The organism is Algorimicrobium algoritergicola, from assembly GCF_008086165.1.
Lineage (GTDB): Bacteria > Bacteroidota > Bacteroidia > Flavobacteriales > Flavobacteriaceae > Algorimicrobium > Algorimicrobium algoritergicola.
Map to the genome: position 1 here is coordinate 1 of NZ_VSKL01000002.1, position 26,272 is coordinate 26,272.

Annotated in this window: 21 protein-coding genes; 14 read left to right on the forward strand and 7 right to left on the reverse strand. The window is 34.8% G+C overall.

The window, feature by feature from the left end; genetic code table 11:
• The 3 genes from ES675_RS05940 to ES675_RS05950 all read right to left on the reverse strand — a co-directional run.
• Nucleotides 1-1,525, reverse strand: a 1,525-nt coding sequence (locus ES675_RS05940; RefSeq protein ID WP_148367313.1) for an HYR-like domain-containing protein, incomplete at its 3' end; no start/stop codon positions are given.
• A 466-nt stretch (nt 1,526-1,991) separates the two neighbouring features.
• Nucleotides 1,992-3,005 carry a TQO small subunit DoxD gene (locus tag ES675_RS05945; RefSeq protein ID WP_066252884.1) on the reverse strand — a complete coding sequence of 338 codons (1,014 nt, stop codon included), beginning with the start codon at nt 3,003-3,005 and terminating at the stop codon, nt 1,992-1,994.
• 38 nt (nt 3,006-3,043) lie between these two features.
• Entirely contained in the window at nt 3,044-3,433 is a 390-nt protein-coding gene (locus tag ES675_RS05950) for a hypothetical protein (protein ID WP_066252881.1), read from the reverse strand.
• A gap of 125 nt (nt 3,434-3,558) precedes the next feature.
• On the opposite strand from ES675_RS05950, the gene ES675_RS05955 reads away from it, so the two are divergent.
• Both ES675_RS05955 and ES675_RS05960 read left to right on the forward strand, forming a co-directional pair.
• Nucleotides 3,559-4,884 carry a T9SS type A sorting domain-containing protein gene (locus tag ES675_RS05955; RefSeq protein ID WP_231931297.1) on the forward strand — a complete coding sequence of 442 codons (1,326 nt, stop codon included), beginning with the start codon at nt 3,559-3,561 and terminating at the stop codon, nt 4,882-4,884.
• Between the two features lie 160 nt (nt 4,885-5,044).
• Nucleotides 5,045-6,571: a GH3 family domain-containing protein gene (locus tag ES675_RS05960; protein WP_066252879.1), complete on the forward strand. Its 1,527-nt coding sequence runs from the start codon at nt 5,045-5,047 to the stop codon at nt 6,569-6,571.
• On the opposite strand, the gene ES675_RS05965 is transcribed toward ES675_RS05960, so the two are convergent.
• Complete coding sequence (locus ES675_RS05965; RefSeq protein ID WP_066252877.1) at nt 6,555-7,178, reverse strand: hypothetical protein; 624 nt, start codon at nt 7,176-7,178, stop codon at nt 6,555-6,557. The two genes, ES675_RS05960 and ES675_RS05965, sit on opposite strands and share 17 nt — an antisense overlap.
• A 416-nt stretch (nt 7,179-7,594) precedes the next feature.
• Between ES675_RS05965 and ES675_RS05970 the strand changes: the two genes are divergently transcribed.
• From ES675_RS05970 to ES675_RS06000, 7 genes are all read left to right on the forward strand, one after another.
• A complete protein-coding gene (locus tag ES675_RS05970; protein WP_066252875.1) occupies nt 7,595-8,254 on the forward strand; it encodes a succinate dehydrogenase cytochrome b subunit in 660 nt (219 codons plus the stop codon).
• Nucleotides 8,255-8,261: 7 nt separating this feature from the next.
• Complete coding sequence (locus tag ES675_RS05975) at nt 8,262-10,172, forward strand: fumarate reductase/succinate dehydrogenase flavoprotein subunit (protein WP_066252872.1); 1,911 nt, start codon at nt 8,262-8,264, stop codon at nt 10,170-10,172.
• Between the two features lie 7 nt (nt 10,173-10,179).
• Nucleotides 10,180-10,923, forward strand: coding sequence for a succinate dehydrogenase/fumarate reductase iron-sulfur subunit (locus tag ES675_RS05980; RefSeq protein WP_197503499.1), 744 nt, complete (start codon nt 10,180-10,182; stop codon nt 10,921-10,923).
• 308 nt (nt 10,924-11,231) lie between these two features.
• Nucleotides 11,232-12,059: a universal stress protein gene (locus tag ES675_RS05985; protein WP_066252867.1), complete on the forward strand. Its 828-nt coding sequence runs from the start codon at nt 11,232-11,234 to the stop codon at nt 12,057-12,059.
• 73 nt (nt 12,060-12,132) lie between these two features.
• A complete protein-coding gene (locus tag ES675_RS05990; RefSeq protein WP_066252864.1) occupies nt 12,133-12,969 on the forward strand; it encodes a universal stress protein in 837 nt (278 codons plus the stop codon).
• A gap of 320 nt (nt 12,970-13,289) precedes the next feature.
• On the forward strand, nt 13,290-14,951 hold the full coding sequence (locus ES675_RS05995; protein ID WP_148367315.1) for a tetratricopeptide repeat-containing sensor histidine kinase: 1,662 nt from the start codon (nt 13,290-13,292) through the stop codon (nt 14,949-14,951).
• Nucleotide 14,952: 1 nt separating this feature from the next.
• The gene (locus ES675_RS06000) at nt 14,953-15,618 is read left to right on the forward strand and encodes a DUF5932 domain-containing protein (protein ID WP_066252857.1); all 666 of its coding nucleotides are present in this window, start codon (nt 14,953-14,955) and stop codon (nt 15,616-15,618) included.
• Nucleotides 15,619-15,845: 227 nt separating this feature from the next.
• Here ES675_RS06000 and ES675_RS06005 read toward each other — a convergent pair whose 3' ends face one another.
• Complete coding sequence (locus ES675_RS06005; RefSeq protein WP_066252854.1) at nt 15,846-16,556, reverse strand: hypothetical protein; 711 nt, start codon at nt 16,554-16,556, stop codon at nt 15,846-15,848.
• Between the two features lie 360 nt (nt 16,557-16,916).
• On the opposite strand from ES675_RS06005, the gene ES675_RS16400 reads away from it, so the two are divergent.
• The 5 genes from ES675_RS16400 (at nt 16,917) to ES675_RS06025 (ending at nt 25,417) form a co-directional block, all read left to right on the forward strand.
• On the forward strand, nt 16,917-17,087 hold the full coding sequence (locus ES675_RS16400) for a hypothetical protein (RefSeq protein WP_170244075.1): 171 nt from the start codon (nt 16,917-16,919) through the stop codon (nt 17,085-17,087).
• Between the two features lie 241 nt (nt 17,088-17,328).
• Nucleotides 17,329-23,190 (forward strand): PKD domain-containing protein, encoded by a 5,862-nt coding sequence (locus ES675_RS06010; RefSeq protein WP_066252853.1) that lies wholly within the window; start codon nt 17,329-17,331, stop codon nt 23,188-23,190.
• A gap of 8 nt (nt 23,191-23,198) precedes the next feature.
• Entirely contained in the window at nt 23,199-24,200 is a 1,002-nt protein-coding gene (locus tag ES675_RS06015; RefSeq protein WP_066252852.1) for a PorP/SprF family type IX secretion system membrane protein, read from the forward strand.
• A gap of 75 nt (nt 24,201-24,275) precedes the next feature.
• Nucleotides 24,276-25,178: an endonuclease/exonuclease/phosphatase family protein gene (locus ES675_RS06020; RefSeq protein WP_082985934.1), complete on the forward strand. Its 903-nt coding sequence runs from the start codon at nt 24,276-24,278 to the stop codon at nt 25,176-25,178.
• A gap of 5 nt (nt 25,179-25,183) precedes the next feature.
• Complete coding sequence (locus ES675_RS06025; protein ID WP_082985933.1) at nt 25,184-25,417, forward strand: hypothetical protein; 234 nt, start codon at nt 25,184-25,186, stop codon at nt 25,415-25,417.
• Between the two features lie 151 nt (nt 25,418-25,568).
• Here ES675_RS06025 and ES675_RS06030 read toward each other — a convergent pair whose 3' ends face one another.
• Nucleotides 25,569-25,922: a DUF6567 family protein gene (locus tag ES675_RS06030; protein ID WP_066252848.1), complete on the reverse strand. Its 354-nt coding sequence runs from the start codon at nt 25,920-25,922 to the stop codon at nt 25,569-25,571.
• Between the two features lie 181 nt (nt 25,923-26,103).
• Nucleotides 26,104-26,271, reverse strand: coding sequence for a DUF2367 domain-containing protein (locus ES675_RS06035; RefSeq protein ID WP_082985932.1), 168 nt, complete (start codon nt 26,269-26,271; stop codon nt 26,104-26,106).
• Between the last annotated feature and the right edge of the window lies 1 nt (nt 26,272).

Genomic DNA, 26,272 nt, shown 5'->3' on the forward strand with positions numbered 1-26,272 from the left:
AAGTCCAAGTCACGACTGTTGTTCCTTGTACTGTAATCGGTAAAGTTGCATCGTTAGTAACGGTAACAGTTCCACCACAATTATCAGTAGCAGTAGGAGCAGTTAAGGATGTAACCGAACATTCAGCAGTAACATCAGCAAGCGAAGCAGCATCAGCAACAGGAGCTGTATTATCGGTGATTATGACATTTTGCGTTTGCGTAGATGCATTACTAATCACATCTGTATAAGTCCACGTAACAACAGTTGTTCCCTGCGTTGTTATCGGTAAAGTTGCATCGTTAGTAACGGTAACAGTTCCACCACAATTATCAGTAGCAGTAGGAGCAGTTAAGGATGTAACCGAACATTCAGCAGTAACATCAGCAAGCGAAGCCACATCAGCAACAGGAGGTGTAACATCATCAATAATAATATTTTGCGTTTGCGTAGAAGTGTTTCCATTCCCATCATTATAAGTCCAAGTAAGGACTGTAGTACCTTGGGTAGAAATCGGTAAAGAAGCATCGTTAGTAACGGTAACAGTTCCACCACAATTATCAGTAGCAGTAGGAGCAGTTAAGGATGTAACCGAACATTCAGCTGTAACATCAGCAAGTGTTGCTATATCAGCTACAGGCGCTGTGTTGTCTGTGATTATTACATTTTGAACAACATCTATGTCGTTTCCATGCCCGTCATCAAAATTCCAAGTAATAGTATAAATTCCTTGTGTATTATACGTTAACGGGTCAGTGGTTGTACCTGTAATAGTTCCCGCACAGGCATCCGTAGTTGTTGGCGCTGCAGCTGTTACAGAACATTCATCTGTTAAATCGGCAAGGGTTGGTGTTAAAGGATTAATCACATCTTTCGCTGTCAATACAACAGTCTCAACATCCGTGTTACCAGAATCATCTGTTGCCGTAACCGTAACATTAATTGTCTGATTATGAACCGCAGATATTACAAAACCAGCAATCGGGTTTTGGGTAACGGAAGCGACATCACAATTATCTGTAGCCGTTCCTAAAACATTTGGAATGGTGATTTCACAACTAGCATCTAAATTAACATTTCTATCTATACCTGGTGTTAAAACAGGGTCTTCATTATCTAAAACGGTAACAACAAAACTACAAATTTGCCCGGTAGGCATATTTACAGCATCGCGTTCTTCATAGGTTACGGTAGTAGGACCATCTGGAAAGGTATCACCAATTCCAAGAGCTGACGTTAATACCATAGATCCGCCACTTAAATCTGTTGCAGGCATGGTATACGTAACAACTGCACCACAAGTGCCGGGATCTACATTTACTGAAAAATCTGTTGGACAGTAAGTGATAGCACGACTAGCTGAACTTTCTCTAAAAGATTCTTCAAAATCCGGTCGCAACGACACATGCTCATTTAGCGGATTACTGAAAAAAGTAACCTGATTAGTATTTGCAGAATAATGATCTGAACTAATTGGTTTAGAAAAACCTTGAATACTAATAGTAAGAACAATTAGTAATAACGAGTAAAAAGTAATTTTTTTCATAATAGCGGTTAATTTTTTAATAATAAACTGTCAGAAATTTCTTAAAATCGGTTTTAAATAAAGACGCGATTAGAAACTACTTAAATCTGCTATTATTAATTATGTAAACTGAGGGAGCCCAAAAATAACCTATGGAAATGCGGTCTAGAAATTTATTCGGTAAACGGTTAATATACTCTTTGTATTTAATTAAACTATAGTAAACGACTCACTTTTTGATGTAAAACGCAGTATATCAAGTATTTCCGGATAATGAAATTTAATTGATGTTTTACTATTGATGAAGTGAAAAGTTTTAGTCGAGTAACGTTATGATAAATCCGATGAAATGCAATTTGCTTTTTAAGTGGTTGATTTAAATCTTAAATTTGTGTATCAAAATTAATATTTCTTCTTTTAAAAAAAACGTTCCGAAGGTTTGTAACTCCTCCGGAACGCCTTATAAATTAATTATAAAATAAACGTTTTAATTCACATTAATTTCCCAAGTTAACCCGCTAATATCTGTCAGTTTTAAAATATGACTGCTATTCGGGTTGTAATCGGTATCATTTAAAGATATTGAAATATCGGCTTTTGCACCCAATGGAATAATCAGACTATGAACACCAGGTTTTATTTTCGCCACATAATGATTACTAATTTGATCTGTTGGAAAACGTGATAAATCAGTTCCATTTAAAGACATGATTGTTTTTCCATTCGAATCCATTAATTCCATACCTATTAAAAAGGATCCATATACATCCACACCTTCCACACGATATACTTGAAATTCCAAAGTATTATTAGAAATGGTAGCCTGGCTTAACTCTAATTTTGGTTTTATGGATTTATTATGAAGCGTTCCAAAAACACCGCCATGAAAATACTGATTGGTAAATAGTGTTAATGAAAAAATAGCTAAAGCACCAAACAGAACAATCGGTTTTAAATTTTTAATCGGCAAAATACCTGAGCCTAAAAAGCCAAACCATTTGGTTCGTGTAAATACATAGTTTTTATCCATTAGTAATTTATCTAATGAATAATGGCCACTACCGCTTAAAAATAAGGTAAACCCGGTGGCAATACCTAGTACACCAATCTGCCATTCGTCTAAACAGGTGGTGCCAATCCATCCTGAACCGAGCAAAATACCCATGGCTAAAAAGAAGACCCCAATACTCATGAGTCGCGTGAAAAGACCTAGAATAATTAGGAGACCAACAATACCTTCTATGATGGTGAAAATAACCATGGCCCACCATAAAGCATCTGGATTTAACACCAAATATTCAATTATGGGTTTAATACCTAATGCGTTGGGAAGAAAATGATTGAATTTTTCGCCTATATAGCCCGCTTCATCAGGGTTTAACTTATTTGCTAATGCTACGCGGCGCCAAAAGGCTGAAAAGTAGGTCCATCCTACTACTAGGCGGATGGCTAATGTAAAAAGTCCAGCCGTGTTATACGACTGATTTGAAAATTGTTTCATGTAAAATGTATATAAATGTTAAAAAAAATATGAGACTATTAAGCGTAAGTTGCTGCAGTATCTAATTTTAAACATTGATATAATATGTAGAATGGCGGACTAACACCAGATGTTTTTTTGCTGTATTTTACGCCAATACGTGGTTGTACACTAGGCGATAAATCCGCGAAATTAATAGAGGGTTTAGTCGCTATTAATTTTAAAGTTTGAAGTTCTGTTGTTTTTACTACTTGAAATCCATCTACAGTTGCTAATTGGCAGATTTCAGAAAAATGAGTAGCAATTGTTTTGTGGGCAGGACGTTGAAAATCGATTTCTAGAGTTCCTAAAAATGTCTCTTTAGCCGAACATGGACTTAAAGCGAACAAAATGGCAAGCATTGAAAAAATGCGTGACAACTTATTAGAATATGGATTTTTTTTAATCATGAGATTTGCGAAACTATTCGTTTTTTAATCAGAAATAAAAACATTAACAAATTTTGTTAAAAGGATTGATATCCCATGTTCCGTTTAATTTTACTAACTTGGTTTGAAATCAAATTTTAAAACTTATGAAAAAAATTACTTTAGTGCTTTTTTTACTATCCCTTGGTATGCAAGCGCAAACGTTTCCAAGCCCGTATTGCGAAATTACAGATGCTACAGATGTTATCGTTGAAGAAATAGCATCCGTAGATTTTGGCGGAACTACAATAACAAATACGGATGTGGCTTCTGTATTAATTAACGAAACTGCAACGGTTGTAGCGGTAACGCAAGAAGACACATACACCATGGAAGTAACTGGTAATACCTATGGGCCTTTTGACACCGATATTGTTGCGTTCATAGATTGGAACCAAAATGAGGTGTTAGATGACGCTGGTGAAATATATGAAATAGGAACACTGACTAATACGGACGGAACCGATGGGATATCCGTAACTTTTGATATTGTTATTCCAACCGATGCTGTTCTAGGTGAAACACGAATCAGACTTACTAAAACATATAATGATTCTGATTCCCCGGCAGAAATTAATCCCTGTGGTATTGAGTTTGATGCATTCGGTCAAGGTATTTATCCAGGTTATGGTCAAGCATTAGATTTTACCTTGCTAGTTGAGGCAGCAGTTGTGTTGCCATTTCCGAATCCGTATTGTGAAATTACCGATGCTGGTGCTGTTTCTGTTGAAGAAATTACGACCGTAAATTTTGATGGAACGAGCATTACAAATTTAGATATAGAATCGGCTTTAGTAGATGAAACCGCTACAGTTGTTAATATAGCTGCTGGCGAAACCTATGCTTTGCAAGTCACTGGAAACACGTATGGCCCTTTTGATACGGATATTGTTGCATTCATAGATTGGAACCAAAATGATATTTTAGATGATGCTGGTGAAATATACGAAATAGGAACACTAATCAATACCGATGGAACCGATGGCGTTAGCGTCAGTATGGATATTCTGGTGCCAACAGATGCTGTTTTAGGTGAAACACGAATAAGAATTACAAAAACATATACCGATTCAGACTCTCCAGCGGAAATAAATCCATGTGGAATTGAATTTGATGCATTCGGTCAAGGCATTTATCCTGGATACGGACAAGCACTGGATTTTACATTAAATATAGCTCCTTTAAGTACGGATAGGTTTGAAGTAAATGCGCTTTCTGTTTATCCGATTCCAACAAAAGACTTTTTGAATATTAGTTATAAATCTACCATTCAAGGCGTAACTATTTTCAATATGTTGGGTCAGGAAGTTTATGCTCAAAATACGGCAGCATCTACATTGCAATTGCAGGTTTCCGAATTAGCAACGGGTCCATATCTTGTAAAATTACAAACAGAAGTTGGTACACATACTTTTAGATTTTTAAAACACTAACAAGTTTAATTTCTAAATAGCCATAAACAATAACTGAACAGGATTTATTTTCTTGTTCAGTTTTTGTTTTTAGTAATTTCAGTTCACTTTTTATTTTTTACAGTCAAAAAACGCTTTAGCCTGATTAGAGAATAAAAACAAAAAATTTTAACTTTACCACATGGCTATACTCGGAAATATTATCAAAGGTATTATTGAAATTAAAGACACATTTACGCCGGAATTGAATCCGGTGGAAGCTCAAAAAGAGGTGTTGAAAAATTTACTTACTCAAGCGGAAAATACAGAATTTGGAAAGCATTATAAGTTTGAATCTATTTTAGATTCGGATGATCTTGCAAAAGCATTTTCTGATACAGTTCCGTATTTCGATTATAATAAAATTCAAAAAGAATGGTGGTATCGCTATCAAAATGGGGAAGACCATATAACTTGGCCAGGCCACCCGAACTATTTTGCTTTAAGTTCAGGCACAACAGGAAAAAGTAGTAAGCGTATTCCTGTAACGGATGAAATGATTGACGCTATAAAACAAGCAGGTATCAATCAAGTATTCGCGTTAAGTAATTTTGATTTTGAAGCCGATTTTTTCGAAAAGGAAATCATGATGCTGGGGAGTTCTACAGATTTGCAAGAAAACAAAGATCATTTAGAAGGCGAAATCAGTGGAATAACAGCCAGTAATATTCCGTTTTGGTTCCGTGGTTATTATAAGCCAGGGGAAGATATTGCTAAAATTGAAGATTGGGATGAGCGCGTGCAGCGAATTGCCGACAATGCTAAAAATTGGGACATTGGCGCCATTAGTGGCATTCCATCATGGATAGAACTCATGTTGGAAAAAGTGATTGCGCAACATAACTTAAAGCATATTCATGAAATTTGGCCAAACCTAGAAGTTTACACGTCTGGAGGTGTGGCTTTTAGTCCGTATGAAAAGAGTTTTAATGCGTTAATGGGACATCCTATTACGGTTATTGATACCTATTTAGCGTCTGAAGGTTTTATGGCGTTTCAAGCCAGACCAGAAACAGATGCTATGCAATTGGTTACTGATAATGGTATTTATTTTGAGTTTGTGCCTATGAAACCAGAATATATTAATGAAGATGGCTCTTTGGTTCCTGACGCACCTTCTATAACGTTAGCACATGTGCAAACCAATCAAGATTATGTTTTAATAATCAGTACTGTAAGTGGTGCTTGGCGTTACGAAATTGGTGATACTATTGAATTTACAAATGTAGAACGCGCCGAAATAAAAATTACAGGTCGCACCAAATTTTTTCTGAACACGGTTGGATCGCAATTATCGGTGAATAAAATGGATGATGCCATGCAGCAATTAGAACAAAAATTCAACACTAAAATTCCTGAATATACTATTTGTGCGCAACGTGGCGCTGATGATGAATTTTATCATAGCTGGTATATTGGGAGTGAAGATTCATTGAATTCTGATGAAGTGGCCGAAGCTTTAGATGGTTTTTTAAAGACCGCCAATAAGAATTATAAAGTGGCGCGTGGAAAAGCTTTAAAAGGTGTAAAAGTGCAACTCATTCCGCCAGCTGTTTTTCATGAATGGAGTGCTGCCAACAAGAAAAAAGGTGGCCAAGTAAAAATGGAACGTGTTATGAAAGAAGATAAATTTCAGGATTGGGAAGCCTTTGTTACTTCACAGAAGTAGCCTCATCGGGAACCACGCCATCGCGTTCGTTTACAATATCCATGATTTCTTCGGGCGAAAGATAAAATTTTTCGATTCGTAATTTATAGGAAGGTGTAATATCGGCATTGTTCAAAATAAAATCTTTTGTTTTCAGAATATACGATTCCATACCGTGAGCAACAGCAAAGGTATCAGCAGCACGTTCGGCCTCAATAATATGATTTTCGGAAAGCAAGTACTTAACACCAAACCAAATAAGATTCAGATTGCTTCGGTCTTGATAATCCATTATATGACCGAGTTCATGACCTATCCAACCAATTAAAATATCCGATGGTATATCTTTAGTCGAAAACTCTTTATCTGAAATTTTAAATCGTTCACTAATTAAAATTACATAGTCTCGATATTCTCTCGGTTTAAAAAAACTTCCAAATTTAGGCTGTGCCTGCATGGTCGATTTTTTAATATTCTTTTTAAACTTTATCTCAATCCCAACATCCCGTAAAGTTGGATAAAAATCCAAAGCAGCTTTTGTTTCGTTTTCTATAGATTTAGGAATTATTTTTTGAGCGTAAGTGTTTAGTGTTGTCATAAATAGTATTAAAAGTATAATGGGTTTCATAGCGTTTTTAGTATAACGAATAATTTATAAATTGGTAAGGCATTTAAATAAATAGCTATCCAAAATCTTAAAAATTCGTGATTTCCATTTTAGAAGTTTTATCCAGACGAATACATATAAATTGCGTCTTTTTTTCTGTGACGCCATAAATGGATTGTGTGAACACAAGTTACGGGGTTTTGATTGTTTTTTTAAACTGATTAGATGCTAATCTTGACCCAAATGAATAATTAGGTATTGATTTTCGAATATTCTGGAAAATGCTGTGTTTATTAGGTGAATAACAGATGGTTCATCAATCTTATATCTTTTAAATTCGTATTAAGCTTTTTCTATTCAGTATGAAACCCTATTTTTAGTGACGGTTTTAATTAGATAATTTTCGATGTCTTTAATCTTACATAAATCAACCAGTCATGAGTCTGTTTATAAAAAAAAGTATCATTGCCACAACAGGAGTATTTCTTTGTGTTTTTCTGATGGTTCATTTGTCGGCAAATATACTCTTGTTATTTCCGGAAGCAACGGCTAGAAGCCTATACAATGCGTATTCGACCACTTTAAGAGAAAGCACACTTATTATGATTGTGGCTTATTTACTGTATCTATCTATTGTTTTTCATGTTATTTATGCTGGCATAATCACCTATAAAAACCGTCGTGCAAAAAATGATCGTTATATCATTAATCATAAACATGAAACCAGTAGTTGGGCTTCTCAAAATATGGGCGTTTTAGGGGTGCTTATTTTAATTTTTATGGGTGTTCATCTGGTTAATTTTTGGGCACGCGTTAAATTGGGAATAGGCGAGGACGTAGGAACAGATATAGCCGGAAATATAGATGTTTACGAAGTTACCTTTGCCTTATTTCATAATATCTATTACGTGCTTTTCTACACAATTTTAATGATTCCACTAGGATTTCATTTGCATCATGGCCTTAAATCAGCTTTTAAAACCTTGGGATTTTATCATGAAAAAGGACTTCAAGTATTGGCTAAAATTGCACTTATTTATGCCATTATTGTTAGCGTAGGTTTTGGGATCATACCAATAATCGTTTATTTCAAATAGTAAGTATATGACATTAGATTCAAAAATTCCAGAAGGCAGGCTAGAAGATAAGTGGAAAAACTATCAAGCAAAATCGCACTTAATCAATCCAGCCAATAAAAAGAAACTCAATATTATGGTTGTGGGTTCTGGATTATCAGGCGCTGGAGCAGCAGCTACGTTGGCCGAACTTGGGTATCAGGTGCAATGTTTTTGTTATCAGGACTCTGCAAGACGGGCACATTCTGTAGCCGCTCAAGGTGGCATAAATGCAGCCAAAAATTACCAGCATGATGGGGATAGTGTTTGGCGTATGTTTCATGATACGTTAAAAGGTGGCGACTTCCGTTCGCGCGAAGCCAACACCTATCGATTGGCTGAATTATCAGCACCCTTAATAGATCATTTTGTGCAGCAAGGTGTTCCGTTTGCACGCGAGTATGGTGGTGTTTTGGCTAATAGAAGTTTTGGTGGCGTGCAAGTACAGCGTACGTTTTATGCACGCGGACAAACTGGGCAGCAGCTGGTTTTGGCGGCTTATTCGCAATTATCTAAAATGATTCGCGCCAAAAAAGTGGACATGCTACCAAGGCATGAAGTATTGGACCTAGTTGTTATTAATGGAAAAGCAAAAGGCGTCGTTGCGCGCGATTTAGAAACTGGTGCTATTAAACGATTTGCTGCTGATGCCGTTGTACTAGCCACAGGTGGTTATTCCCGTGTTTTCAGATTGTCTACTTTGGCCATAGGTTGCAACGGAAGTGCTATTTGGAAGGCTCATAAACGCGGTGCCTTTTTTGCTGCACCTAGTTTTACACAAATTCATCCCACTGCTTTACCACAAACTAGTAATGCGCAATCAAAATTGACTTTAATGTCTGAATCCCTTCGTAATGATGGTCGGATTTGGGTGCCTAAAAACAAGGACGATTCTAGAAAGCCTCAAGACATTCTCGAAGAAGAGCGCGATTATTACCTAGAAAGGCGCTATCCGAGTTTTGGAAATTTAGCACCTAGAGATATTGCTTCGCGAGCAGCAAAAGAACGCATAGATGCTGGTCATGGTGTTGGCCAATTGAAAAATGCCGTGTATTTAGATTTTAAGCATGCTATTGCAAAAATGGGAAAGGATGCCATTACCGATAAATATGGGAATTTGTTTACCATGTATGAAAAAATAACAGGAATTAACGCCTATCATGAGCCGATGAAAATTTCGCCAGCAGCCCATTTTTCCATGGGTGGACTTTGGGTAGATTATGAGTTAATGACCACTATTCCGGGTTTATATGCTATAGGTGAATGTAATTATTCCGATCATGGAGCCAATCGCCTGGGCGCGAATTCGCTTCTTCAAACTAGTATTGACGGGTATTTTATTTTACCGAATACCATTAATAATTATTTAGAAGGCGAATTACAAGCGGAACATCCTAGCATAGAACATCCTGAATTTGCCAAAGTAGAGGAGGACGTTCAGAGACAAATTCAAAAAATATTACATATAAATGGCAGTCGAACTTCGGATGATTTTCATCGCGAGTTGGGAAAAGTTATGTGGCAAGAATGTGCTATGAGTCGGAATAAAGTGGGATTAGAAAACGCCATTACTCAAATAAAACAAATTAAAGTCGCTTTTTGGAATGATGTCAAAGTTACTGGAAGCGCAAATGAAATGAATCCTGAATTGGAAAAAGCGCTGCGTTTGGCCGATTTTATGGAGTTAGCCATTCTGATGTGTACAGATGCGCTTCAACGAAACGAATCTTGTGGCGCTCATTTTCGGGAAGAATACCAAACTGAAGAAGGCGAAGCCAAACGAAATGATGCGGATTATGCCTACGTTTCTGTATGGGAATATCAAGAAGCAGATTTTAAGCTACATAAAGAAATTTTGGAATTTGAATATATTCAGCCAACGGTAAGAAGTTATAAATAATAACCAGATGAAAGTAACCTTTAAAATATGGAGACAAGATCATTCTGATGCTCAAGGATCTCTAAAAGCATATATTGTTGATGGATTATCGGAAGATATGTCCTTTTTAGAAGCCTTGGATTATCTGAATGAAACCCTTGTTTTAAAAAATGAAAAAGTCATTGCTTTTGAGTCCGATTGTCGGGAAGGTATTTGCGGACAATGTGGTGTGTTTATTAATGGTAGAGCACACGGACCGCATGATCATATAACGACCTGCCAATTGCATATGCGTAGTTTTAAAGATGGGGATACCATTGTTGTAGAACCCTGGCGCGCAGCTGCTTTTCCGGTTATTAAAGATTTAGTAGTTAATAGAACGGCCTTTGATAGAATTATGGAACAAGGCGCTTTTATAACGGCAAAAACGGGTACTGCCGCCGAAGCTAATGCCATTCTCATATCCAAAGATGTGGCGGATTCGGCTATGGATGTGGCTGCTTGCATAGGTTGTGGTGCTTGCGTGGCAACGTGCAAAAATGCATCTGCTGCCTTATTTACATCTGCAAAAATAAATCACCTCAATAAATTACCGCAAGGTCAACCGGAAGCACATAAACGGTTGTTGGATATGACAGCCCAAATGGAATTAGAAAATTTTGGGAGCTGTACGTTTACGGCCGCTTGTGAGGTGGAATGTCCAGCCGAAATTTCTATACGTAGTATTGCAGAAATGAATGCACGCTATATAAAGGCGAAATTATTTGGGTAAAGGACGCGTAAATACAGCGTATTCTCTTATTAACTAAAATACTCTAGTACAGCGGTTTTCTTATTACGTGGTTGTTTTAAATGATTAGAATTACCGTATCTATTGACAGATGTCTATAAAATCGATATATTAGTCTTTTATTATTAATTTGAGTTTATTTTAAAACCTCTTTACGTGTATTTGCCTAATAAATTTTATGGTTTAAATTTAAAATCTCTTTGTAGATTATACCATGAAACTTATGATTTTTATCATAGGAAAAGCGCGTTAGAAGCTTTAACTTATCGCATTAATTTATGATATAATTTATGAGAAAACACATACTATTACCAACCGATTTTTCTGATAATGCTTGGATTGCAGCTTTATATGCCTTTAAACTGTATGAGGCGGAAACGTGTACATTTTATTTTTTACATTCGTCTATAATAAAGGGGTCTACTAAATCTAGCATGTCTAGTAAACTAACACGTGTTATGACCGAAAATGCTAAAAACGGTCTAGCAGAGGTTAAAGCAAAAGCAGAACAGAATCATGCCAATGCCAACCATCAATTTGAAACTATTTTAAGTGCTTATGATCTCAAAGATTCATTAGAATCCATCATAAAAAAGCAAAAAATTGATATGCTTATAATGGGAACCAAAGGCGCCACAAAAGCAGAAGAAATTATTTTCGGAAGTAATACGGTAAGTATTATTCAAAGTGTGAAGGATTGTCCCGTTTTAGCGATTCCAGATGAATTTAAATTTGAAAAACCAGAAAAGATTGCGTTTCCAACAGATTTTAATCGCAGCTATGGTGATGAATTGCAGCCATTAAAAGAGTTGGCCAGCCTGTTTGATTCTAAAATTGAAATTGTTCATATTAATAAAGATCATGACATTTCAGAAGCACAGGATTACAATTTGGATCAACTTAAAGCATCTTTAAAAAATATTACGCACAATTTTCATTCTATGCCTAAAGAAGGAAATAAAGAACGCGGTATAACCGATTTTATAGAGCAATTTGATATTAATATGTTAGTTATGATAAACTATCCACATAGTTTTATTGAAAGCTTTATGAAAGAACCTATTATTAAAAAATTAGGCTTTAAATCCAGTATTCCATTTTTAGTTATTCCTGGTTAAAACAGATTTTAATGAACCCATATAAAAAGGTGTCGCTTTAATAATACCGACAATCACTTAATGAATTTTACTTATGAGACATCACATTTTATTACCTACTGATTTTTCAGATAATGCCTGGAGTGCAGCTTTGTATGCTTTAAATTTATATGCTAGCGAGCCGTGTACATTTTATTTTTCACACGCTTGGACGTTTTTAAATTCTGGAGCACGATCACATATTCCGCAAAGTGCAATAGAGCCCGTTCAAAATAAATTAAAGAAAAAATTGATGGCGCTTAAAGATCATGCAATACTGGAAAGTAAAGATCGCGATCATACCTTTGAAACTATTTTTAGTGAAGGTTCTGTATTGGATTGTATGGAAGTTGCTGTTAAAAAACATAATATACGATTAGTTGTTATGGGTACCAAAGGTGCTACAGGCGCTCAAGAGTTTTTATATGGTAGTAATACGGTTACAGTCATGAATAAAATGAGACATTGTCCTGTTTTGTTAATTCCAGGTAATTTTGAATATGTGAAACCAAATAATATGGTTTTCCCCACAAAATTTAATCGCTTTTATGGCGAAGAGTTAAAATTTATTAAAGAAATAGCAGATTTACATGGGTCTAAAATTGAGATTGTTCATATTAACAAAAAGGATAAACTTGAAGACACACAGCTTGAAAATGTTGACATGCTAAAGACCTATTTCAAGAACTATGATATTAATTTTAATTGGCTTACCGAATCTGGAAAAAAGGAACAAATTATAACCCGTTTTATAAAGGAAAACAAGAGTAATATTCTTACCATGATTAATTTTGAGCATAGCTTTGTTGAAAAATTAATTAAGGAGCCTGTTATTAAAAAAATGGGCTATCATTCTATAATTCCATTTCTGGTTATACCACGTGTGGACTAGAAACGCTTATTAAACGATGTTGAATTTTGTGGATACAACTTGTATCAAATAGTTGGTTATATAAAAACGTATGGCGAAAAGATGGCATGCATTTACAAAAGTGATTTAAAAGAATCTTAGAAAAGAATGTGCACAAAACAAGGTGTCATTTGTAAAATATGACACCTAAATTAAACTAATTTTTATGGCACTTCATAAACAGAAAACATGTCCTATTGGAAACGATTTATAGCTATATAAATGAACTTGCTTATGAATGTGATTAATTCGTTATATCAAATCGGTGTAGGCTTTAAGCTTATAGATTTAACACCTACTGCATGATCAACAAGCAATTATTCCATTTCTTTTTTATACTAGGCTTTCTAATTCTTAATGCCGTACCATGCTATGCATTTCAGCAAAAAACGAAAGACAGTGCTGATTATTTTAGAAAAAAGGTAAAGAATCCGCGAGACAAGGATGATTTAATACAGGCTTTTGAATTTTACAACAAAACGAAAGAGCAAAATTTGAAAAAGTCTCATGTTACGCATGCCATTTACAATTTGCGACAAATAGCAATTATTCAATATAAATTGGGTTTCTTTTATGATAGCGAAGATTCGTCCATTGAAGCTTTAAGCTTGCTGGATAATATGAAAGTAGATTCTACGACCACTGAAAGTCGTATTGGAATTTACAACCAGCTGGGTAAAATATATCGTCAATTATTGGACTATGATAAAGCCATTACTTATTATCGAAAGGCGTTAGAATTAGTTACAGAACAACAACATCAAATTAAACTTAAAAATAATATTGGATTTACGCTTATAAAATCAGGGAATTGGAAACTGGCACTTACAGAATTTGAAAACCTCTATAATTCGTTGGCAGAAGTTGAGGATTCCACAGAAAAAGCGCGTATTCTCAATAATTATGGAATAGTTAAGGGGAAACTCAAGCAACCAGATGCCTTGACTTACTTAACACAAGGTCTTGCTATGCGTGAAGCTTTGAAAAATGGAAGTGAAGTAATTGGAAGTTTCAATGATTTATCCAAGTATTACTCGGATACAGGTGATACCATTATAGCAGAAACATACGCAAGAAAAGCTTTCGCTTTGGCCAAAGAAACGAATAATTCTAATATTATTTCAGAGACATTGGATTTGGTAATTGGTTTAAAAAGCGATTCAGAAGTACAACTGTATAAACAGATTAGTGATGGTATAGAAGAAAATAATCTATTAACCGAAGGAAAATATACCTCCAAAAAATATGATTTATTTAAACAGGAAAAAATTGCCAGTGCTAATTTACTTCAAGCTGAAAAGCAGAAAAACTTAAAGTTAATTTACGGATACACAGCCATTCTTATTATCGTATTGGGTTTTATTTGGTTTTTAATAACGCGGCATCGGCACAAAAAACAAAAACAATTGGAGGTTTATAATACCGAACTCCGGATTTCTAAAAAAGTACATGATGAGGTGGCTAATGATGTGTATCATCTAATGAATAAATTGCAGCAATCCACCATGAGTCGTGATGGTATTTTAGATGATTTAGAAGCTGTTTATGAAAAAACTAGAGATATTTCTAGAGAATATCATGAAATTGATGTCACAAATAATTATCAAGAACTCCTTAAAGATTTAATATCAAACTATCAAAATTCGGATACGAATATCATTATAAAAGGCATTTCAAAAATAAACTGGGAAACCGTATCCGTGAATAAAAAAGTAGCTATGTATAGGGTCATTCAAGAATTAATGACCAACATGAAAAAACATAGCGCTGCAAAAATAGTTGTTTTGGACTTCACTAAAAACGGTCAAAAAGTGCATATTCAATATTCGGATAATGGTGTTGGATGTAGCATAGAAAAACAAAATGGTTTGCAAAATGCGGAAAACCGTATAGATACTTTAAATGGTTCTATTACTTTTAAGTCTCAAATTAACCAAGGCTTCAGTGCTTTTATTAAAGTTTAAGATGTTTAAAAAAGTTATAGTTTCAGACGATTTAATTAGTATTAATTTAGGGATGTTAACCATTCTGGATACGTTGAAAATCACCAATGTCACGTCCGTTCAGTACTGTGATGATGCGTATTTGCGGATTCAAAGTGCCAGCTTAAGTGAGGAGCCTTACGATTTATTGATAACAGATTTATCGTTTAAAAAAGATCATAGAGATCAAAAATATGCATCAGGTGAAGACTTAATAAAAGCGTTGCATACCAGTTTTCCAGAGTTAAAAATTATTGTTTACTCCATTGAAGATAGGGCTCAAACCGTCAAGCGCCTGATAAATGAGTATGGTGTAAAAGGGTATGTATGCAAGGGCAGACGCGGACTTTTTGAATTGAACGAAGCCATAAATGCGGTTTCTAATAACGAACGCTATGTTTCAGGAATTGTTTCGCAAGCGTTGAGTAAAAAGTCTGATTTAGAAATTGATGATTATGATATTTTCTTGTTAAAGCAATTGTCTTTAGGTTTATCACAGGAGCAAATCAGTCAGCAATATAAGGCAAAAGGCATGTCGCCAAGTAGTTTGAGTTCCATTGAAAAACGACTTAATAAACTCCGCATTCAATTTAAAGCAAAAAATGCCATTCATTTAGTGGCTATTGTTAAAGATTTAGGGCTTATTTAAAAAATTCATGTCATTACGGAAAACAGTAAGGATATATAATAAAAGCATCTTATGTTTGCTTTGCTATTTATTGAGATAAAAACAGGGGAGTTTTTTAAGCGCACAGATTCTGTGCGCTTTTTTCGTTTGGTATCAGTTTTAAATTTTTTTTGGAAGAATGTGTTATTTTATTTGGTTAATTTGAAGGATAGAAAATACCATTTTGTTCAATTTTATGTTTCTTATTCTTAATCCGATTTATAAGTATCACAAATGTATTTATTAATCATATGCTTTGTAATTTTCTTTAAGGTTTTACCCGTTCCAGGGTGTAGGCCTAATGACGTAAAAAACTCTAATGTACCATCTTGATTCTTCCCATACCATAAATTTTCTATGCCATCCTCTTTGAAAAATTTAGTTTGACAATCAGGATTTACTTTTCGGAAGTTCTCAATACGGTCTTGATCATATAATTTAAGAATACCTTCTTTTAATAATTTCGCATTAAAATCAGCTGCAACATAATGATCAGTTTCCCAAAGCATCCATTTTTGCTTTGTAACCGAATTGTAGATTATAAATGTAGTAGTTACTGCAAGTAGTAAAATAATAACAATTTTATGTTTTTGAAAGAATGATTTACTATTGACCGAGTGGTTCGATTTTACTTTTGGTAATTGTTCATTTATAAAGTCAATATAATGGTCAAATCCTAAATAGTGACATAGTCCATTAATGACTTTTATCTGTTTTACCTCAATATCTTCTGTTTCATTTTTAAGGGCATTGGTATAGTAATCTCTAAATGTCCGTTCTCCTAGCGAGAATCCTTCCTTTTCTTGAATATACCATGAAAGCTCTTCAGCTATCTTGACCGCAGAAGGGTTTTGAATACCTTGTTTAATGAGTTCATTCCGCGCTTTTTCGAAGGCTTTAATTAGTAATTCTTTATGCATTTAGAAGGTGTTTTAGGGAATAAAGTTACATAATTATTCATTGGAAATTTGTTGGAAATGGATTTCCTAAATCTTTCCAATAGACATCCATTGTATTTCCAACCCAAACAAATCAGTTTCCTTTCATTTGACTTATGATTGATTGATGCCTAATCGCATAGGCTTGCGAAAATCAATCTAAGTGGAGTTTTAAAGATGGGTTATGTGCCTATGAGAAGTAATCATGTCATCTGTCTTTAACTCCATACTTCTCAAGCGAGAATGACGTCTTCTCGCACAATAGCGCGTATTGCTGAATAGTCAATTTCCAATGAAATAGGTGGACAGCCATACGATTGTTCAATTTTAATTTAAAATCAAATGAAAAAAGTATATCTAATACTGTTTATGCTTGCCATGAATATGGCATTCTATTCCTGTACACCAACCAGTGTAGCAGATGAAACAAGTGCTCAAGCAACGGATTGTTGTGGCAATGAAGGCGATATTCCGCCGCCACCACCGCCGCCGCCGCCAGGAGATGATGATTAGGTTGTGATTTCATTTTAGTCATGTTAAAGAAAAGAGAATTGTATTCAGAAATGAATGATTCTCTTTTTTTTAGTTTGGTTACGGGATACCGTAAGGTGATTTCATTTGCAAAATATATATTTGTTTGTTTTGGCTAAAAATCAATTAGATACCGACTTACAAATTTTTATTAGTTAATTATTAAAATGTGTAGTCTAACTTTTTTAAGGGAAAAGTGTTTCATAAAATTAATTAATAAGATATGAGAAGTAGTAAATATATTTATTCTGGAATTGTTTTTTTTATAATAATTACTTCTTCAATAGCTTTTAATACAATTAATGTATTTAACAAATCTACGAATGCGGATCCAATAGTTAGTTTTACATTTAATAACAATAATACATGTTCTGGACAAAGTATTTCTTTTACATCAACCGTTACGGGTGATAATCCTTTTACTTATTCATGGGATTTTGGAGATGGAATTATTTCTACACTAGCAAACCCTAGTCATGTCTTTCAAGCAGAAGGTTGCGGTGGAACACAAAATTTTACAGTAACGCTTACAGTTACAGACGCTAATGGATTAACAAGTACTGATTCAGAAATAGTTACTGTGAAGGAAAAACCAAATATTAGTTTTGTTGATACTAATCCAGGTGTTGCTGGACCTTTCAATAATTGTGGCAATACAAGTGTTAGTTCCGAATTTTTAGTTGAAGTTGGTAATAACTCGATTTCATCGTCATGTGTTAATTCATATAGTATTAATTGGGGTGATGGAACTGCAACTGAAAATAATATTAATTTCCCTATCTCTCATAATTATGTGGGTTTTGGTACTTATAATATGAGCATTACGGCTAATGGTGCTAATGGTTGTTCTAATACTAAAACTTATATTGTTAAGAATGCAACTAATCCTTCGGGAGGAATTTCTGGACCAGGAAACACTCAAAATTTATGTGCTCCAACCGCCGAAATTCAATTTGAAATAACAAATTGGGGTACAAATACCTCTGATACAACTTATGAAATAGATTATGGTGATGGAAGTACTGTTACTTATTCTCAAACAGAGTTAGTAAGCTCATCCTTTTATAATGCAACCAATCCTTCAAGTTCATTGCCGTTTCCTATCCTTCCACATTCTTATACCCAATCTAGTTGCCCTAATGAATTTGTAGCTCGATTATGGATAAGAAATGCTTGCTCTCCCAACCCAAATCCAGCAACACTTCCAAACATATTAATAATTATAAGTCCAGAAGCACGGTTTTTAGCTCCAGATGTCAGCTGTATAGATACTGCTGTAGAATTCATAAATACGACCGAAGCAGGTTATGGGTTTAATTGTTCATCAGATGTTAATTTTATTTGGGATTTCGGGGATGGTACGACTACTGTTTTAACTACTGGTTATGAAACTGTAAATCATACTTTTTCAACTCCTGGAACTTATACAGTAACTCTTACTGGAGATAATTTTTCTTGTGACGAATCAATATACACACAAGATATATGTATTGAAATACCTATAGCTCCTGAATTTACATCAAATGATACTGAAGGCTGCGCACCATTCACCACTATTTTCAATAACACTACAAGTATTTCTAATCAATGCGGTACGCCAACTTTTGAGTGGTTAATTAATTATACAGCAGGTTTTTGTGGGACATCCAATGGCGCTAATTTTATTAATGGAACCAATGCGAATTCTGAAAACCCTGTAATTGAGTTTACGAATGCAGGAACCTATGAGATTATTCTGCAAGGAACTAATTCTTGCGGAACAACTTCCAGCATACCTCAAGAAATATTTGTAACGGCGCCTCCACAAGTCGAAATCAATGCTATTACTGATTTTTGTGATTCGTCAGCCGTTGTGTCGCCAACAGCTAATGTAAACAGTTGCAGTCCAGATAGCGGAACCTATAACTGGAGTATTAATATAGGAACATCGCCCACAGATTGGGAATTTACTAATGGTACCAATCAAAATTCAGAATCGCCAGAGATTAGCTTTTATACATTTAACACGTATGTTTTAAGTCTTGAAGTATCTACTGCTTGTGGAACAATAACAGATACCGAAGAATTTGTAATTTCTCCTGTTCCTACTATTGCAAACACTGTTTTAGACCAAACGCTTTGCTCTGGATCAAGTACGGATAATATTATTCTCGCTTCTGATGATTCAAATACAACCTATGAATGGGTGGGGACATCTCCAACGGGGAATGTTACAGGTGTCATTACGTCAGGTAATTCCGATAACATTCCAGCGCATATTTTGACTTTAAGTGGTGGTACTGTAGGAACTGTAATTTATACGGTAACACCCTATTTAGTGAGCGATTGTCCTGGAGATCCAGTGCAATTTACGATAACAGTAAATGCTGGCCCTTCTATTACTACACAGCCTAATGGCGGAACATATTGTATTGATGGCGTTGCTAATGTATTAACCTTTACATTGTCTAGCAATACAACAGGAACACCAACTTATCAATGGTATTATAACGATTCAGGTATAGATGATCCAACAGATCCAAATACCACAGCCGTTTCTAGTCCAGAAGGAACACAAGCTGATTATCAACCACCAACCGATGCATTGGGAACGCTTTATTATTTTTGTATTGTCAATTTAGGAGGGACAGGCAGTTGTAGTGAAATTGCCTCAATACCAGTTTCTATAACCATTACACCCAATATTGTTATTAGTAATGAAACACCTTTAAATCAAATTATTTGTTCAGGCGCAACTGCGGCAGATTTAAGTTTTACTGGTAATAACGGTGGTGCAGGATCCATTATTTATAATTGGTTTGTTTCTAATGATACTATAATAGACGGAACAGATACACCAGTCGGAACAAATAGCACTATTTTTTCACCAGGTATTTTAAATACTCCAGGAATCTATTACTATTATGTTACTATTGATGTTGATGAAAGTTTAGGATGTTCAGATGTTTCGAGTCAAATTTTCAGCATTGAAGTTGTTGAAGATCCTGAAGTTGTCCTTACACCCACAGATCAAAATATTTGTACCAATGTGACTGCAGACTTATTAATAGCGCAAGTATCTGGCGGTATTGATTTAACAGGGGATGGCACTATAAACAATGATGATTATACATTTCAATGGTATTTAAATGGCGCTCCCGTTTCTGAAGTTAATGATGCTGATGCTGATGTGAGTACTTTTAATCATGACAGTTCATTGCCAGCAGGCATTTATAATTATTATTGTGAAATTAGCCAACCCAATACTTTAAATTGTAATGGTACTAGTAATACTGTAACCATTACGGTTAATGTTGGTCCATCTATTGATTCTCAACCATTAGCTGCCGAATATTGTTTAGGTGATACTATAGATAATCTGGAGGTTATTATTAATAATACTGTTGGTGTTCCAGATTATCAGTGGTACTCTAATGACACAAATGATACAGATACTCCAAATCCGATAGGCACCAACTCAAGTACATTAGTAATTCCCAATACAACGGTTGGAACATTTTATTATTACTGTGTCATCACTTCTTCCGCTGGAGGTTGTGGCGAATTAACAACACAAATTGTTCAAATTACTATTAATCAAGTACCAGAAATTAGTGATTACGCGGCATTAATTTGTAGTGATAATGTATTCTCAATTATTCCAGATACTACAAATGGAGATATTGTGCCATTAAACACAACTTATACTTGGCCTGCGCCAATCGTAAATCCCGCAGGAGCCATTAATGGAGCAGTTGAACAGTTAATACCAACTACAACAATCTCACAGGTTTTAGAAAATACAACTGTTAATCCTGCAACCGCAACATATACCATAACACCTCAATCGGGTGATTGTATCGGAAATACGTTTGAGGTCGTCATTACTGTTAATCCATCTATATCAGTTGCAGCAACACCAAATAATAACTCCTGTTTTGAATCCAACGATGCATCTATAGAAATTAGTATTACAGGAGGTGTCCCATTCTCAGGTGGCAGTCCATATCTGATAAACTGGAGTGGACCTAATGGATTTACTAGTACGGATGAAGATATTTTTAATCTTGAAATAGGAACTTACACATTGGACATTTTAGACGATGGTGGTTGTCCTTATTCAGAAATATTTGTGATTACAGAGCCAGACGAATTAGTTTTTGATTCCATTAATTTTGATCCTGAAACAATATCTTGCTTTGGCGCTAATGATGGTAGTATCGATATTAATATCATAGGAGGTACAGAGCCTTACGCATATAATTGGACATTGAATGGACAACCTTTTTCAACTGACGAAGACCTTACCGATTTGGGGCCAGGAAATTATGAGATTTCTATAATGGATGCCAATAATTGTGGTCCTATTATAGAAAGCTTTTCTGTGGTTGAACCACCTTTATTAGTGCTTTCTCCAATCGAACAAACAAATGTGCTTTGTTTTGGCGATTCAACTGGCGCTATAAATATAGATGTTGTTGGTGGAAGACCTGGTTATACTTTTGCTTGGACAGGACCTAACGGATTTGTTAGTAACCTCCAAAATATTGATGCTTTAACAGCAGGGAATTACACGGTTGTAGTTACAGATAATTCAGGCTGTTTTGATTCGTTAGATTTCATAATAACTCAAAATGATGAAATTATTATCAGTGTTACAACAACAGAGATTGAATGTTATGGAGATAATGATGCATCGATTACCATAAACAATATTTCGGGAGGTATTCCTCCTTACGATATTGCATGGAGTAATTTTGGAACAGGAATGTCGCAAATCAATTTATCAGCAGGAATTTATACGATTACCATTACAGATGCTATAAATTGTATCAAAGCTTTTCCTATTGAGATAGAAGAGGCTCCACTATTTTTAATAGATCCTGTAGTGACCCAAATGTCTTGTTCTGGAGAAAATGACGCAAGCATCATTCTCAATTTTCAAGGAGGTATAGATCCTGTTACTGTAGTTTGGGATGATGACAGTACCGCTGGAGTTGAAAGAAATAATTTACCGCCAGGAACGTACTCGGTTACAATAACGGATGGAACACCATGTGTTATTCAGGACTCCTTTACCATATTTAATATTTTACCATTACAATTATCTGCTAATATTACAAATGCGCTTGATTGTGATGATACGAATAGTGGTGCCATTAATTTACTAATTGCAGGAGGAACACCTCCTTTTAATATAGCATGGTCTAACGGAGCCGTTACGGAAGATTTAAATAATATTCCACCAAACACCTATTACGTAACTGTTACTGATGCCAATGGTTGTCAAATAGAAGATAGTTGGGATGTTTCTCGATTTGAACCATTAATGTTGGAGGTAGACGTTCAGTCAGAAGTTGATTGTGAAGCACAAACCGTTGATCAAACATTTGTAGCTTTGGCAAGTGGAGGCGTACCACCATTTCAGTTTAATTGGTCAAGCGGAACGGTTAGTGGTTTAAATAATGAAATTATGACCACGGATATTAATGGGCTTGTTGTTTTAGAAGTGATAGATAGTCAGGGCTGTAGTACCAATTATAATGTTAATGTAGATATTCCCGTTTTAGGTAATCCTGGTTTTGAAACAACGTCTTTTGGTTATAGTAACTATGGCATTTTTGCCATTCAAGATCCTATTCAATTCACCAATACAGCTACAGGTGATTATGTAAGTATTTTATGGGATTTTGGTGATGGAAATTTTTCAGCTGAAGAAAATCCAATACACACCTATTTACAAGTCGGAAATTATGTCGTCACTCAAACTGTAACGTATCCATTTGGTTGTACATACACGCAAATAATTACTTTGATTGTAGAAAAAGGGTATAAACTTATCATGCCTGATGCTTTTACACCGAATGATGATGGACTAAATGATTTTTTCGGTCCAGAGCACATAGGGCTTAAAAAATTAGAGCTCAATGTTTATGATACATGGGGAAGTCTTATTTATTCCGAATCAGGTGATGATTTAGAAGGATGGGATGGTAAGATTAAAAATGAAGAAGCCGAAAACGGAAATTACTATTACACCTTTAGAGCGCGTACATTTTATGATGATATAATTGAAAAGAAAGGTCCATTTGTATTTATTAAATAAAAGCTAGAATGAAATTTAAAATAATACTCTTTATAGTTTGTGTTCTTTCTGTTTATTCAGCAAAGGCACAAGACCCCATTTTCTCACAAGCTAATTATATTCAGGAAACTTTAAATCCAGGATTTGCTGGATTTGAAGATAATGGCAGAACGTATGCTGGCTTTTTAAGCCGCTTGCAATGGCCAAATTTAGACTTGAAACTAACAACCCAATATGCGTTTGCTAGTCAATCCTTCGATTATGGTCCAAGGCTAGGTTTTGGTCTTGGAGTTAATGCTGTTTGGCAATACGAGTCCTTTAATAATTATAGTTATTATCAGGTAAATGTAAATTATGCCCAACGTGTTAACTTAAATAGTGGTTGGTTTTTCAGACCAGGATTAGAGGTTGGAGTTGGTAACAAAAGCAATAGTTTTAGAAATCTAACTTTAGCTGATCAAATTAATATTAATACAGGATTTATTAACCCAGTTTCTGTAGATCCTTTAAGAAATAATAGCAGCAATCCTTATTTTTTAGACTTTTCAGCTGGTGTTGTTTTTGAAAAAGAAGAGTTTAATGGAACAACGTATTGGTTTGGAGCGTCTGTAAAACACCTTAACAGACCCAATATCTCTTTTGTTGAAGGAGAAAAGGTGCCTTTAAGTATATTTTACTCCATACATGGTAATTATCGTTTCCCTTTTTTAAGGGATAATAGTGTTATGATGACGGTTAACTATATGCAGCAAAGTGAATATAACAGATTAGATATTGGTTCCTTATTTCAAGTGCGGCAACTTCTTTTAGGTATTACTGCTGCTACAAATCCTGCTAAAAACGATAATAATAGCCACATGTTAACCTCTGTCAATGCCTTTCTTGGATTAGAACTTTCTGAATTTAGATTTGGTTTTTCCTATGATATGAATACCTCAAAAATAGGAAATACCAACGGCGTTTATGAATTTTCATTAACCTACCTTTCCAGATGTCGTAGTTGCAATACAGATAGGAGTAGAAAGCGTTAATAGGAATATATTCAAACCATAAATCAGGCTTTTAAAACTTATAACGAAACCCGATTTCACCAAATTACCGTAAAAATGTCAAGTTCTTATAAAAGAAATATAAATGAAAGTATGCGCAACGGGTTGACATTTTTTACGACCCTAATTTTAGTGTTGTTTTCTTGTACCTTAAACTATGCTCAAGACAAAAACGCCGAAGGTTCAAATAAAAGAAGTATTCATATAGCCTCCTGGAACATCCAAGACCTAGGCCAATCCAAAAACACCGAAGAAATAGCTTTTATGGCAAATGTGTTGAAAGGTTATGATCTGGTGCTCATCCAAGAAGTCGTAGCCAAACATCCTGCCGGAGCGCAAAAAGTGGCCCAGTTAGCTGATGAATTGAATAGAAGAGGTGCAAAATGGGATTATCGGATTAGTGATCCTACTAAAAGCCCATCTGTTTACATGAGTGAGCGCTATGCCTTTTTATGGAAAACCAGTAAAATAGATATAGTAGGAAGAGCGTATTTGGATAAAGAATTAGAAACAAAAGTATATAGAGAACCTTATATCGGAAAGTTTAAATTAAAAAATGGCAATGAAGAACTTTATATAGTCAATTTTCATTCTAGAAAGCATGACGACAGTCCTGAATTGGAAATACAGTATTTTAAAGACTATCCAAACCGACTAAACTCAAATAACATTATTATTGCTGGCGACTTCAATTTAAATGAAAATCATCCCGTTTGGAATGATTTATATAATCTAGGCTTTAAAGCCGCATTAAATAATAAAAAAACAACCCTAAAACGCAGCTGCAAGTCAGGGGGATATTTAAGCCATGCTATTGATAATATGTATGTTTCAAACGGATTTTCAGTAGTAAATTCAGGCGTAATCGATTATATTGAAACCTGTAATAATTTAGAAGCTGCTCGCAAAATATCTGATCATTTGCCTGTGTTTTTACAAACGACTATTAAAACCAATTAATCACTATGAAATTAACTAATAAAATTCTTTTAGGATTCTCGTTCAGTTTGTTAATGCTCTCCACAACGTCCTTTAATGCGTCAGATTCTAATGTATATCTCTGCCAAGGTAAATACAGCAAAAAATACCATTTATCAAAAACCTGTCGTGGGCTTTCTAATTGCAAAGCAGCTATAGTAAAAACGACATTAAGTGATGCCAAGCAAAAAAGCAAAACACTTTGTGGTTGGGAGGATTAGATTCTGTAATTAACAACAAGTATTTCATAAGCCCGAAGTATTGGTGAAAGAAACACTAAAAAATCAGAAGACTTTGTTACTGTGTTTGTAAATAAATGCTAGGGTATAAATAAATAAAAGGGCAGAAAAATTACTAACTGCCCGTGTACTATTATTTAAATTCAATAATTTCCGCTGAAATGGTAGCACTAATTCTTTTTTTTGTTTCTATAATATCCACAGATACGTTAACAAGAGTTCTACTTCCTACTAATTCTACGCCAGCTGCTTTAGCATTAGCTAGCATATTGGCTTTAGCTTGAGAAATAATCCCTTCTTTATTCGTAATATTCCCAGTTACAATTTTTTCTGTAGCCATACCTTTAAAACTGCCTAAAACAGTAAAGTTTGCGCTGGATAAAATAGTCTGTGTTTGGTTTATTTGATTAAAACCTCCATGGTGAAGACTTGATCTACATGATGCAAACAAACTAACAACAGCTAAACATAAAATAATTTTTTTCATTTAATAATATTTGAATTTTCACCTACTTCAATTTTATGGTCTCATTCGGCATATTCCGACCTGATATTCCGTTTTATAAAATGTTGATGTTTCATATTTATTTAAATAAAAGATATAAATACCTGAAACTTAAAAATCAAAATCCGGAATTGGTTGATAATTCCGGATGAATAATTTAATTTTAGCCTTGCCATGTATGACTGCACTTCTGACAACTTGTAGGGTTTCTGTCAGCCAATAAGGCTAAAAGACCTAATGGAAAGAAACATATAGCGACAATAATTTGCCAGCCTTTATATCCTCCTTTTTTTGTTAATTCGCCACATTTTGGGCACGATAAATTTGCCATT